The organism is uncultured Frigoribacterium sp. (genome assembly GCF_963515265.1).
Lineage (GTDB): Bacteria > Actinomycetota > Actinomycetes > Actinomycetales > Microbacteriaceae > Frigoribacterium.
The window spans coordinates 1-11373 of sequence record NZ_CAUPYL010000074.1; the positions used below are offsets into that span (position 1 = coordinate 1).

General features: G+C 72.5%; 12 protein-coding genes. 8 read left to right on the plus strand and 4 right to left on the minus strand.

Annotated elements, in window-relative coordinates; translation table 11 throughout:
- Positions 1 to 144 precede the first annotated feature (144 nt).
- On the minus strand, positions 145 to 1338 hold the full coding sequence (gene efeO, locus RWM17_RS07940; RefSeq protein ID WP_314102542.1) for an iron uptake system protein EfeO: 1194 nt from the start codon (positions 1336 to 1338) through the stop codon (positions 145 to 147).
- A complete protein-coding gene (efeU, locus tag RWM17_RS07945) occupies positions 1335 to 2228 on the minus strand; it encodes an iron uptake transporter permease EfeU (RefSeq protein WP_314102543.1) in 894 nt (297 codons plus the stop codon). Before efeU ends, efeO begins: the two co-directional genes overlap by 4 nt.
- A gap of 134 nt (positions 2229 to 2362) precedes the next feature.
- Here efeU and RWM17_RS07950 point away from each other — a divergent pair, with 134 nt between their 5' ends.
- From RWM17_RS07950 to RWM17_RS07965, 4 genes are read left to right on the plus strand one after another with little or no spacing between them, the layout of a single operon-like run.
- The gene (locus tag RWM17_RS07950) at positions 2363 to 3718 is read left to right on the plus strand and encodes a PIG-L family deacetylase (RefSeq protein ID WP_314102544.1); all 1356 of its coding nucleotides are present in this window, start codon (positions 2363 to 2365) and stop codon (positions 3716 to 3718) included.
- 39 nt (positions 3719 to 3757) lie between these two features.
- Positions 3758 to 4084 (plus strand): ferredoxin, encoded by a 327-nt coding sequence (gene fdxA, locus RWM17_RS07955; RefSeq protein ID WP_123548127.1) that lies wholly within the window; start codon positions 3758 to 3760, stop codon positions 4082 to 4084.
- A gap of 10 nt (positions 4085 to 4094) precedes the next feature.
- Positions 4095 to 5198, plus strand: a complete 1104-nt coding sequence (gene dapC / locus RWM17_RS07960) for a succinyldiaminopimelate transaminase (RefSeq protein WP_399540296.1) — start codon at positions 4095 to 4097, stop codon at positions 5196 to 5198.
- A 16-nt stretch (positions 5199 to 5214) separates the two neighbouring features.
- Positions 5215 to 6510: a citrate synthase gene (locus RWM17_RS07965; protein WP_314102546.1), complete on the plus strand. Its 1296-nt coding sequence runs from the start codon at positions 5215 to 5217 to the stop codon at positions 6508 to 6510.
- A gap of 93 nt (positions 6511 to 6603) precedes the next feature.
- Here RWM17_RS07965 and dapD read toward each other — a convergent pair whose 3' ends face one another.
- The gene (gene dapD, locus RWM17_RS07970; protein WP_314102547.1) at positions 6604 to 7572 is read right to left on the minus strand and encodes a 2,3,4,5-tetrahydropyridine-2,6-dicarboxylate N-succinyltransferase; all 969 of its coding nucleotides are present in this window, start codon (positions 7570 to 7572) and stop codon (positions 6604 to 6606) included.
- Between the two features lie 71 nt (positions 7573 to 7643).
- Between dapD and dapE the strand changes: the two genes are divergently transcribed.
- The 3 genes from dapE (at position 7644) to RWM17_RS07985 (ending at position 10235) form a co-directional block, all read left to right on the plus strand.
- Entirely contained in the window at positions 7644 to 8720 is a 1077-nt protein-coding gene (gene dapE / locus RWM17_RS07975) for a succinyl-diaminopimelate desuccinylase (RefSeq protein ID WP_314102548.1), read from the plus strand.
- Complete coding sequence (locus RWM17_RS07980; protein ID WP_314102549.1) at positions 8705 to 9979, plus strand: hypothetical protein; 1275 nt, start codon at positions 8705 to 8707, stop codon at positions 9977 to 9979. Before dapE ends, RWM17_RS07980 begins: the two co-directional genes overlap by 16 nt.
- 85 nt (positions 9980 to 10064) lie before the next feature.
- Entirely contained in the window at positions 10065 to 10235 is a 171-nt protein-coding gene (locus RWM17_RS07985; RefSeq protein WP_123548132.1) for a DUF3117 domain-containing protein, read from the plus strand.
- Positions 10236 to 10335: 100 nt separating this feature from the next.
- On the opposite strand, the gene RWM17_RS07990 is transcribed toward RWM17_RS07985, so the two are convergent.
- Positions 10336 to 10962: an O-methyltransferase gene (locus tag RWM17_RS07990; protein WP_166644796.1), complete on the minus strand. Its 627-nt coding sequence runs from the start codon at positions 10960 to 10962 to the stop codon at positions 10336 to 10338.
- A gap of 68 nt (positions 10963 to 11030) precedes the next feature.
- On the opposite strand from RWM17_RS07990, the gene RWM17_RS07995 reads away from it, so the two are divergent.
- A partial coding sequence (locus RWM17_RS07995) for a Sec-independent protein translocase TatB (RefSeq protein ID WP_314102550.1) occupies positions 11031 to 11373 on the plus strand: 343 nt, incomplete at its 3' end.

Consider the following 11373-nt stretch of genomic DNA (forward strand, 5'->3'; position numbering starts at 1 on the left):
CGCCGGTGCCGATCAGGCCCAGCAGGCCGCGGCGGGAGAGCCCGCGCGACGGGGCGCCGCGACCCGGAGTCCCGTCGGCCGCGGCCGTCTCGCTCGTCGCGCCCCGCGCCTCCTCGCTCGTCATCGTCCGCCCTCGCGCACCCGTCAGCCGACCAGCGTCGAGGTGAGCTCGCTGAGGGGCTCGCTCAGGGCGTTGACGGCGTCGCTGAGCTTCTTCTTGTCGGCGTCCGTCAGCTCCGTGTACGAGGGGTATCCGGCCTCGAGGCTGCCGTACGACGAGAGCAGGTCCTCGAGGGCGGAGAGGCGCGAGTCGATGCGGTCGACGAGCTCCGGGTCCTTGTCGGCGACGATGTCGCGCACGCCCTCGTAGGCGACGCGGGCGCCCTCGAGGTTGCCCTGGAAGTCCCAGAGGTCGGTGTGCGACCAGATCTCTTCCTCACCGGTGATCTTGCCCGTGGCGACCTCGTCCATCAGGCCGACGGCGCCGTTGCTGATCGTGTCGATGCTGATCGAGAACCCGCTCGCCGTCACGGCCGACTGCAGCTCGGCCGTGTCTGCCGTGAGCAGGTCGGCGAAGCGGGTGCGCTCGTCCGCGGTCAGTGGCGTGTACGCCTCGCCGCTGTTCTCGTCGACGGTCGGCTGCCAGAGGTCCTTCTCGATCCGGTGCCAGCCGGTCCACTCGGTGCCGGGCTCGACGTCGGCCTCGCGGAAGTCGATCGCCGGGTCGAGGTCGCCGAACGACTCGGCGACGGGCTCGATGCGCTCGTAGTGGGCGCGTGCGGTCGGGTAGAGGCTCCGCGCGAGGTCGTCGTCGCCGGTCGTGTACGCGTCGAGGAAGGCCTGGGTCGCGGGCACGAGCTGCCCGACCTGGTCCTTGACGTAGCCGAGGTAGGCGGCGGCCGCGGCGTCGACCTGCTCCTTCTCGGTGCCCGCGGGCGTCACGTCGGCGCCCGAGTCGGTCACGGTGAACGGCGCCCGGACGCCCTCGCCGACGAGGCCGGGGATGCACGCCGTGACGTAGTCGCCGGGCTGGACGGCCACGGTCATCGAGGCGCTGGTGCCCGGCCCGATGTTCTCCTTCTCGCTGATGATGCGCAGGCCGTCGGAGGCGAGCAGCTCGAACTCGGTGTTGTCGTCGCCCGTGTTCGTCACGGTGAACGTGACGGGGCCGCTCGGCGCCGTGGTGGCCGAGAGCGAGCACGCGTCGGCGTTCCCGTCGACCGTGACGACGGTCGCGCCGGCCGTGGCCGCGCCGCCGGGAGAGTTCGCGACGCAGCCGGTCAGCGCGAGCGCGACGAGCGCCGCGCCGGAGACGAGGGCGAGGGGGCGAGGGGTCATCGTGGTGCTCCTGCGGTCGTGCGGGTGGTGGGTCGGTCGGCGGGGGAGCCGCTCGGGGAGGCGGTGGTCGCCTCTGCCGGGCGGGACGCACCGCCGCGGGCGGCGCGCGCGAACAGCGGGACGACGACGGCGAGGTAGGCGAGCCAGACGCCAGCCTGCAGCCAGCTCGGCGTCGGGGTGAAGTTGACGAGGCCCTGCAGCAGGGTGCCCCACCAGCTCGTCGGGGGCACGGCGGCGCTGACGTCGAAGGCGAGGGAGGTGCGGCCCGGCAGCACGCCCGCCTCCTGCAGGTCTCCCACCCCGTAGGCGAGCACCCCGGCCGCGACGAGCACGAGCAGGTACCCGGTGACCGTGAAGAACCGACGGAGGTCGAGGCGGACGACCCCGCGGTAGATCGCGACCTCGATCGCGACGGCCGTGAGGATGCCGAGCAGGGCGCCCACGACGGGAGCCTCGCCGCCTCCGGTCGACTGCACCGTCGCCCAGACGAACAGGGCGGTCTCGATGCCCTCGCGCCCGACCGACAGGAAGGCGAGCGCGACGACCGCCCAGGCTCCGCCGGCGATCGCGCGGTCGAGGCTCGACTCAAGCTCGCCGCGCATGCTGCGCGCCGTCCGGGCCATCCAGAAGACCATCCAGGTGACGAACCCGACGGCGACGACCGAGAGGCCGCCGCCGATGATCTCCTGGGCCTGGAACGTCAGGCCGTAGGCGCCGAAGGTGAGCACGGCGCCGAGGCCGAGCGAGAGGACGACGGCGGCGGCGACGCCGAGCCAGAGGCGGGGGAGGACGTCACGGCGGCCGAGCTTGACGACGGCGGCGATGAGGATGCCCACGACGAGGGCGGCCTCGAGGCCCTCGCGGAGTCCGATGAGGTAGTTGGCGAGCACGGGCGACGGCTTTCGAGAGGAGGGGGTGCGGCGGTGGGGTGACCGCGACCGGTCCGGGTAGTTTGGTTAGGCTAACCTCACCAGCTTCCCGGGCCGGACCGACCATAGTGCGGGGCGGCATATCCTGTCCAGTGATGACGTACTTCGGCTCCGCCTCCGATGCCCGCCAGGGCGACGCCCGCCCCGGCCAGCCCTCCGCCCTGCGGGCCGAGCGGGTCCTCTTCGTGCACGCCCACCCGGACGACGAGACGATCGCGACGGGCGGCACGATCGCCGCCCTCGTCGACGCCGGCGCCGAGGTGACGATCGTCACCTGCACCCGCGGCGAGCTCGGTGAGGTCATGCCCGACGACCTGGCCCGGCTGCGCGGTGACGAAGCCGCGCTCGCCGCCCACCGCGAGGGCGAGATCGCGGAGGCGATGCGCGACCTCGGCGTCCGCGACCACCGGTTCCTCGGCGACCCTGAGGCGCGCACCCACGGGCTGCCGGCGAGGGTCTACCGCGACAGCGGCATGGTCTGGCGGTCGGACGGCGTGGCCGGCCCGACCCCCGACCTGCACGGTGCCGCCTTCTGCGCGGCCGAGTTCGGCGAGATCGTGTCCGACCTGCAGGCCGTGGTCGAGTCCGTGCGGCCGACGGCGATCGTCAGCTACGACGAGGACGGCGGCTACCACCACCCCGACCACGTCCGGGCCAACCGGGCCGCCGTGCGCGTCGCGCGCCTGGCCGACGTGCCCTTCTTCGCCGTCGTCGCGGGTGCCGAACAGGCCACGGGTGCCGAGGCCGAGGCTCTCGCCGCCGACGACTCGGTCCGCACGGTCGACGTCCGTGCCTCCACCGCCCGCCGTCTGGCCGCCCTGCGCCGCTATCGGACGCAGGTGGAGGTCGTCGACCTGCCCCGGGGAGCAGCGGGGATCCTCTTCCCTCACGGCGCGGTCCAGCCCGTGGGCACGAGCGAGTCGTTCCGCTTCGTGCCGGAGCCCGACTCCCGTGCGTCCGGCCCTGCCGGCGCCTCCGAGTTCGCCGACATGAGCACCGGCGGCCGGGTGGCGACCACGGTGCTCGCCCTCGCGGCGGGGGCCGTCTTCGGGGCCCTCGGCACGGTCGCCCACCAGGGCACCGTCACGGTCGCCGGCACGCCGATCTGGTCCGGCCTCGTGCTGTCGCTGGTGATGGCCGCGGCGCTGCTGGCCGGCATGCGCCTCCTCTTCGGCTCGAGGGTCGTCGCGGTCGCGGTCGCGCTCGGCCTGCTCGGCGCCGCGGCGCTGCTGTCGCAGCCGGGTGCGGGCGGCTCGGCGCTCGTCCCGGCGAACGGTCCCGGCTACGCGTGGACCTTCGGGCCCCTGCTGATCGCGATGGTCGTGATCGCTTGGCCCGCCCTGCCGCAGCGGGGCGCCGGGCCCGACGCCGGGTCGACGGCCGCATCGTCGACCGCATCCGACTCCGCGCCCACCGCCTCCTCCGCCGGCACCCAGCCGACGGCGCGCTAGGCTGGACCCTCTGCCCGAGGTGAAGGGAACCCCCCGAACGTGACGTATGTGATCGCACTGCCCTGTGTGGATGTCAAAGACCGTGCCTGCATCGACGAGTGCCCCGTCGACTGCATCTACGAGGGCGAACGCTCGCTCTACATCCACCCCGACGAATGCGTCGACTGTGGCGCCTGCGAGCCCGTGTGCCCGGTCGAGGCGATCTACTACGAGGACGACCTGCCCGACAAGTGGGCCGAGTACTACAAGGCCAACGTCGAGTTCTTCGACGAGATCGGCTCGCCCGGCGGCGCGGCGAAGGTCGGGGTCATCGCGGGTGACCACCCCGTGATCTCCGCCCTGCCCCCGCAGGGCGCGCAGGCCTAGGCCCCGGTCGATCGTGGCGCTGTCGCTGCCCGACTTCCCCTGGGACTCGCTCGCGGCGGCGGCCACCGTCGCCCGCCGGCACGAGGGCGGCATCGTCGACCTCTCGGTCGGCTCGCCCGTCGACCCGACCCCCGACGTCGTCGCCAGGGCCCTCTCGGCCGCGACCGACGCCCACGCCTACCCGCAGGTCGCCGGCACCCCCGCGCTGCGGGCGGCCGTCGCCGAGTGGTACGAGCGCAGGAGGGGCGTGTCCGGCCTGCAGGACGCGAACGTCCTGCCCACCATCGGCTCCAAGGAGCTCATCGCGGGCATGGCCCTGTGGCTCGGCCTCGGCCCCGGCGACACCGTCGTGCACCCCGTCGCCGCCTACCCGACCTACGCGCTCGGCGCGGCGCTCGTCGGCGCCGACGTGCTGGCCAGCGACGACCCCGCCGAGTGGCCGGAGTCGACCCGGCTGATCTGGGTCAACAGCCCCGGCAACCCGGACGGAGCCGTCCTCGACCACGAGCACCTGCGTGCGGTGGTGGCGCGCGGCCGCGAGCTCGGCGCCGTCGTCGCCGGCGACGAGTGCTACGCCGAGCTCGGCTGGGAGGGCGAGTGGGCCGACAGCCCGACGCCCTGCATCCTCGACCCGAGGGTCGTCGGCGACGACCTGCGCGGCGTCGTCAGCGTCTACTCCCTCAGCAAGCAGTCGAACCTCGCCGGCTACCGGGCCGGCTTCGTGGCCGGCTGCGACCACGTGGTCGGCCAGCTCCTGGCCGTGCGCAAGCACGCCGGCCTCATGCCGCCCGCCCCGGTGCAGGAGGCCATGCGCGTCGCGCTCGGCGACGAGGCGCACGTGCGCGAGCAGAAGGACCGCTACCGGGCCCGTCGCGCGGCCCTGGCCCCTGCCCTCGAGGCCGCGGGGTTCCGCATCGACCACAGCGAGGCCGGGCTCTACCTCTGGGCCACCCGCGACGAGGACTGCTGGGCGAGCGTCGACTGGTTCGCCGAGCGCGGCGTGCTCGTCGCCCCGGGCAGCTTCTACGGCGTCGACGGCGGCCGCCACGTGCGGGTCGCCCTCACGACGACGGACGAGCGGATCGCCGCGGCCGTGGAGCGCCTCCAGGGCTGACCGCTAGTGTGACAGGGTGACTGATCCTGCCAACGACGCCCAGAAGGCCACGCTGCAGTTCCCGGGGGGGACGGCCGAGTTCCCGATCGTGCCGAGCACCCAGGGTGCCTCGTCGATCGACATCTCGAGCTTCACCAAGCAGACCGGCTACACGACCCTCGACACGGGGTTCGTGAACACCTCCGCGACCCGCTCGAAGATCACCTACATCGACGGTGACGAGGGGATCCTGCGCTATCGCGGCTACCCGATCGAGCAGGTGGCCGAGAACTCGACCTACCTCGAGACCGCGTGGCTGCTCATCTACGGCGAGCTGCCCACCGCCGACGAGCTCGCCGACTTCGACGCCCGCATCCGCCGACACACCCTGCTGCACGAAGATCTCCGCCGCTTCTTCGACGCGCTGCCGCACCACGCGCACCCCATGTCGGTGCTCTCGAGCGCGGTGGGCGCGCTCGGCACCTTCTACGAGGGGTCGATGAGCGTCAGCGACCCTGCCCAGGTCGAGCTGCAGACCATCCGCCTGCTCGCGAAGCTGCCGGTCATCGCCGCGTACGCGCACAAGAAGAGCCTCGGCCAGGCGTTCCTCTACCCGGACAACTCCCTCAGCTTCGTCGACAACTTCCTCAAGCTGAACTTCGGCACGATGGCCGAGCCGTACGAGGTGAACCCGGTCCTCTCGAAGGCGCTCGAGCGCCTCCTCATCCTGCACGAGGACCACGAGCAGAACGCGTCGACGTCGACCGTCCGCCTCGTCGGTTCGACGCAGGCGAACATGTTCTCGTCGATCTCCGCCGGCATCAGCGCGCTCTACGGCCCGCTGCACGGCGGCGCGAACGAGGCCGTGCTCACGATGCTCGCCGAGATCCGCGACAGCGGCCAGGGCGTCGAGCGCTTCGTCGAGCGGGTCAAGAACAAGGAGGACGGCGTCAAGCTCATGGGCTTCGGGCACCGGGTCTACAAGAACTTCGACCCCCGCGCCCGCCTCGTGAAGGAGAGCGCGACCGAGGTGCTCGCCGCGCTCGGCGTGAAGGACGACCTGCTCGACATCGCCATGGAGCTCGAGGACATCGCCCTCGCCGACGACTACTTCGTCGAGCGCAAGCTCTACCCCAACGTCGACTTCTACACCGGCGTGATCTACAAGGCGATGGGCTTCCCGCCGCGCATGTTCACCGTGCTCTTCGCGATCGGCCGCCTGCCCGGCTGGATCGCCCACTGGCGCGAGATGAACCAGGATCCGGCGACCAAGATCGGCCGCCCGCAGCAGCTCTACCTGGGCGAGACCCAGCGCGACTGGCCGCAGCGCTAGCAGCGGCACCAGCAACGCAGACGGGCGGGTCCGTCGCGACCGGGCGTCGATGACGACCCGGGGACGACGGATCCGCCCGTCCTGTCGTCGCGGCTACGCGTGCAGCTGCGAGTTGAGCGTGATGCCGTGGCCCTTGCGCGGCAGGACCTCGACGGCGCCGGTCACCGAGTTGCGACGGAACAGCAGCCCCGGGCGGCCCGAGAGCTCGACGGCCTTGACCGTCTGCTGCTTGCCGTCGTTCGTCGGCGTCCCGCCCACGACGACGACCTTGGTGCCCGCCGTGACGTAGAGGCCAGCCTCGACGACGGTGTCGTCGCCGATCGCGATGCCGATGCCGGCGTTGGCGCCGAGCAGCGCGCGCTCGCCGATGGTGATGCGCTGGGTGCCGCCTCCCGACAGGGTCCCCATGATGGAGGCGCCGCCTCCGATGTCCGACCCGTCGCCGACGACGACCCCCTGCGAGATGCGGCCCTCGACCATCGACGCGCCGAGCGTGCCCGCGTTGAAGTTGACGAAGCCCTCGTGCATCACGGTGGTGCCGGGCGAGAGGTGGGCGCCGAGGCGCACGCGCGAGGCGTCGGCGATGCGCACCCGGTCGGGAGTGACGTAGTCGAGCATCCGCGGGAACTTGTCGATGCCCGTCGTCGCGATGCCGGCGCGCTGCAGCGACGAACGGAGGCGGGTGAAGTCGTCGGGGTGCACCGGTCCGGCGTTGGTCCAGACGACGATGGGCAGGTGGCCGAAGACGCCGTCGAGGTCGATGGAGTTCGGCGCGACGAGCAGGTGGCTCAGGAGGTGCAGCCGCAGGTAGGCGTCGGGGGTCGACGCAGGAGGCGTGGCGAGCTCGATCTCGACGGTCACCGGGACGAGGTCGACGCCTCGACGGGCGTCGGGCCCGGCGGCGTCCGCGATCTCGGCGGGCACGAGGGCCGGGTCGCGGTCGGCGGGCAGCCGCCCGAGCGACGGCGCGGGGAACCAGGTGTCGAGCGTGCTGCCGTCGCTGGCGACGGTGGCGAGCCCGTACCCGTGGGCGTGGGTGGCGGCGGAGGTGTCCGTGGTCATGCCCTCGATCGTAGGGCGGCGGGGAGGCGCCGCCCGGCGACCTGCCGGGCACCGGCCCTACACTCGGGTCCATGCCGCCCTTCGACCTGAGCGTGTCCGCCGTCGACGTCACCCGCCAGCTCTGCGACGTCGAGTCCGTCTCCGGGAACGAGAAGGCGGTGTCCGACTCGATCTGGCAGACCCTCGAGGGGCACGACCACCTCACGCTGTTCCGCGACGGCGACGCGATCGTCGCCCGGACGGAGCTCGGCCGCGCCAGCCGAGTGGTGATCGCCGGGCACATCGACACCGTGCCGCTGAACGACAACCTGCCCACCCGGTTCGAGACCGACGACGACGGGGTCGAGTACCTGTGGGGCCGCGGCACCGTCGACATGAAGGCGGGCAGCGCCGTCCACCTCCGACTCGCGGTCGAGCTCACGGAGCCCGTGGTCGACGTCACCTGGGTCTGGTACGACCACGAAGAGGTGTCGGACGCCCTGAACGGGCTCGGCCGGCTCGCACGGCTGCACCCGCACCTCCTCGAGGCCGACTTCGCCATCCTCGGCGAGCCCACCCGCAGCGAGGTCGAGGGCGGCTGCAACGGCAACCTGCGGGCAGAGATCCGCACCTTCGGCGCCCGGTCGCACAGCGCGCGGTCGTGGGTGGGCTCGAACGCCATCCACGCGGCCGCCCCGATCCTCGACGTGCTGGCGGCGTACGAGGCGCGCGAGGTCGAGGTCGACGGGCTCGTCTACCGCGAGGGGCTGAACGCCGTCGGGATCACCGGCGGCGTGGCCGGCAACGTCATCCCCGACGAGTGCATGGTGCACGTCAACTACCGCTTCGCGCCGAGCCGCAGCGCGGACGAGGCCGTCGCGCACGTCCGCGAGCTCTTCGCCGACTTCGACGTGACGATCGTCGACCTCGCCCCGGGCGCCCGCCCCGGCCTCGACGCCCCGCTGGCCCGGCAGTTCCTCGAGGCCGTCGGCGGCGAGGCGAAGCCGAAGTACGGCTGGACCGACGTCGCCCGCTTCTCCGCCCTCGGCGTGCCCGCGGTCAACTACGGCCCCGGCGACCCGCTGCTGGCCCACCACGACGACGAGCGCGTGCCCGTGCAGCAGATCCTCGACAACGAGCGCGGACTGCGGGCGTGGCTGACGGCCTGACCACGCGGCCGTCCCCGGCGTCGTCGACCCGTGCGTCGTCGTCGACCGATCGGGCCTCGCGCAGCTCTGACGCACGCCGCTGGCTGACCGTCCGCTGGCGGCTGCTGCCCTGGTGGGCCCGCGTGCTCGGCGTCTTCGCCGTCTCGCGCGTGGTCAGCACGGCCCTGCTCGTCAGCTTCGCGCAGCGCCAGGGAGCGAACGCCTGGACGCTCGCCAGCCCGGACTACGCGAGCTTCGCCAGCATCTGGGACGGCCATTGGTACTACATCATCGCGGCGGTCGGGTACCCGTCGACGCTGCCGCTCACCGAGACGGGCCACGTCGCCGAGAACGCGTGGGCGTTCATGCCGGCCTACCCGATGCTCGTCCGCGGTCTCATGGAGCTGACCGGCGCCTCCTTCGCGACCCTCGCCGTGGTCGTGTCGACCGTCTTCGCGGGCGGCACGGCCCTCCTGTTCTACAAGCTCCTCCGACACGTGCTGCCCGAGGGCACCGCGCTCTTCGGCGTGGTGCTGTTCTGCGCCTCGCCGCTGTCGCCGCTGCTGCAGGTCGCCTACGCCGAGTCGATGTTCCTGTTCCTGCTCTGTGCGGCCCTGCTGCTGCTCCTGCAGCGGCGCTACGTGGCGATGCTGCCGGTGGTGCTGGTCATGTCGTTCACCCGGCCGGGCGCCCTGCCGCTGGCACTGGCGCTCGGCCTGCACACGATCTGGCGCTGGTGGCGTCGACGCGACGACCCGTTCCCCGGCCGCGAGATGCTCGCCGCGGGGACGGCCACGGTGGCGACGGCCGTCTTCGGGGTCGGCTGGCTGCTCGTCGCCGGACTCGTCACCGGCAGGCTCGACGCGTACACCGAGACGGAGCTCGCCTGGCGCTCGGCGTACATCGGCTACGGCCCGCTGGTGCCGTTCACGCCCTGGATCGAGGGGGCGAACTGGTGGTTCCCGGGTGGTCTGGGGGTGGCTCTGCTGGTGATCTCGCTGATCGCCCTCGCGGTGCTCCTGCTGGGCCCGTGGGGACGACGACTCGGCGTCGACCTCCGGCTGTGGAGCCTCGCCTACGCGCTCTACCTGCTCGCCGTGTTCTTCCCGCAGTCGAGCACCTGGCGCCTGCTGATGCCGCTGTTCCCGCTGCTCGGCGTGCTCGCGCTGCCGCGCTCGAGGGTCTGGCGAGTCGCGATCGTGCTGCTCGCCGTGGCGGGCCAGTGGCTCTGGATCGACTGGTGCTGGTGGGTGGACGGGTACGACTGGACGCCCCCGTGAGCCGGGTGACGCCTCCTCTTGTTTAGGTGTCAGCCGCACAATCACGGATAATGGGATCTGAATCTTCGCGAAAGGGGACTATCTGATGGCAGCCATGAAGCCGAGGACCGGCGACGGGCCTATGGAGGCCGTGAAGGAGGGCCGCCTCATCATCGTGCGCGTTCCGCTCGAAGGTGGCGGCCGCCTCGTGGTGTCGGTCAACGACGACGAAGCACGAGAGCTCCACGACGCGCTGGCGAACGTCGTCGGCGACTAGGCACGACCTCCCGCATCACCCTCGACGCCCCGTCGGCCCAGGCCGGCGGGGCGTCGGCGTGCGTGCGGACGGCGAGAGCCCTGCACCGGGCTCGGGGCCGTCAGCGCTTGACGAGCTGGAGCAGGCCGTCGCCGGCCGTCGACAGGGAGCTGATCACGGCGGGCGAGGTCGAGACCTCGGTGAGCAGGGTGCGGAACCCGGTCGTCGTCGCATCGCGCCTCGCCGGGTTGGCGACCGCGCCGTGCCAGAGCGCGTGCGCGACCAGCACGAGGCCGCCGGGGCGGGCCATCCGGAGGCCGTGCTCGACGTACTCGATGACCGAGCCGGGGTCGGCGTCGACGAAGACGACGTCGTAGCTGTTCTCGTTCATGCGCGGCAGCACCTCAGCGGCGCGGCCGGTGATCAGGCGCACCCGGGCGGCGGGCACGCCGCCGCGCAGGTAGGCGTCGCGCGCCGCCTGCTGGTGCTCGATCTCGCGGTCGATGGAGGTGAGGGTCGCGTCGGGCGCACCGGCGAGCAGCCAGAGGCCGCTGACGCCCACGCCGGTGCCGATCTCGATGATGCTGCGGGCCCGCGACGAGGCGGTGGCGACGGCCAGCTGCGCGCCCACGGCGGGGGAGACGGCCTCGACCCCGACCTCGAGCGAGTGCTGCCGAGCCTCGGCCAGCGGTCCGCTCTCCGTCACGAGTTCTTCCGCGAACTTCCAGCTCGATTCGATCTGCGACACACTCACTCCTCGGTGCCCAAGCCTAGGGGCTGGCTGTCGGGGGCAGACGTTAGTCTGCATGCGTGTCCCTGTTCGGTCTGACGTTCGACAAGCTGCTGGTGATCGGCGTGCTCGCCGTCTTCCTCCTCGGCCCCGAGCGACTGCCCGGCTACGCCTCGAAGCTGGCCCAGCTCGTCCGCAGCCTGCGCGACATGGCCAACGGCGCCAAGGCCCGCATGCGCGACGAGATGGGGCCCGAGTTCGACGAGGTCGAGTGGCAGAAGCTCGACCCGCGGCAGTACGACCCGCGGCGCATCATCCGCGACGCCCTCCTCGACGCCCCCGAGGCGGCCACGAAGCCGGTGTCGGGCGCGATGGCCCCGTCGGCGGCGGCTGCCGTGTCGGTCGGGCTCCCCGGCGGCGGCCCGCGGC

Coding starts and splice junctions, on each gene's coding strand:
- efeO (WP_314102542.1), bottom strand. CDS start 1,338: ATGACCCCTCGCCCCCTCGCCCTCGTCTCCGGCGCGGCGCTCGTCGCG.
- RWM17_RS07950 (WP_314102544.1), top strand. CDS start 2,363: ATGACGTACTTCGGCTCCGCCTCCGATGCCCGCCAGGGCGACGCCCGC.
- dapD (WP_314102547.1), bottom strand. CDS start 7,572: ATGACCACGGACACCTCCGCCGCCACCCACGCCCACGGGTACGGGCTC.
- dapE (WP_314102548.1), top strand. CDS start 7,644: ATGCCGCCCTTCGACCTGAGCGTGTCCGCCGTCGACGTCACCCGCCAG.
- RWM17_RS07985 (WP_123548132.1), top strand. CDS start 10,065: ATGGCAGCCATGAAGCCGAGGACCGGCGACGGGCCTATGGAGGCCGTG.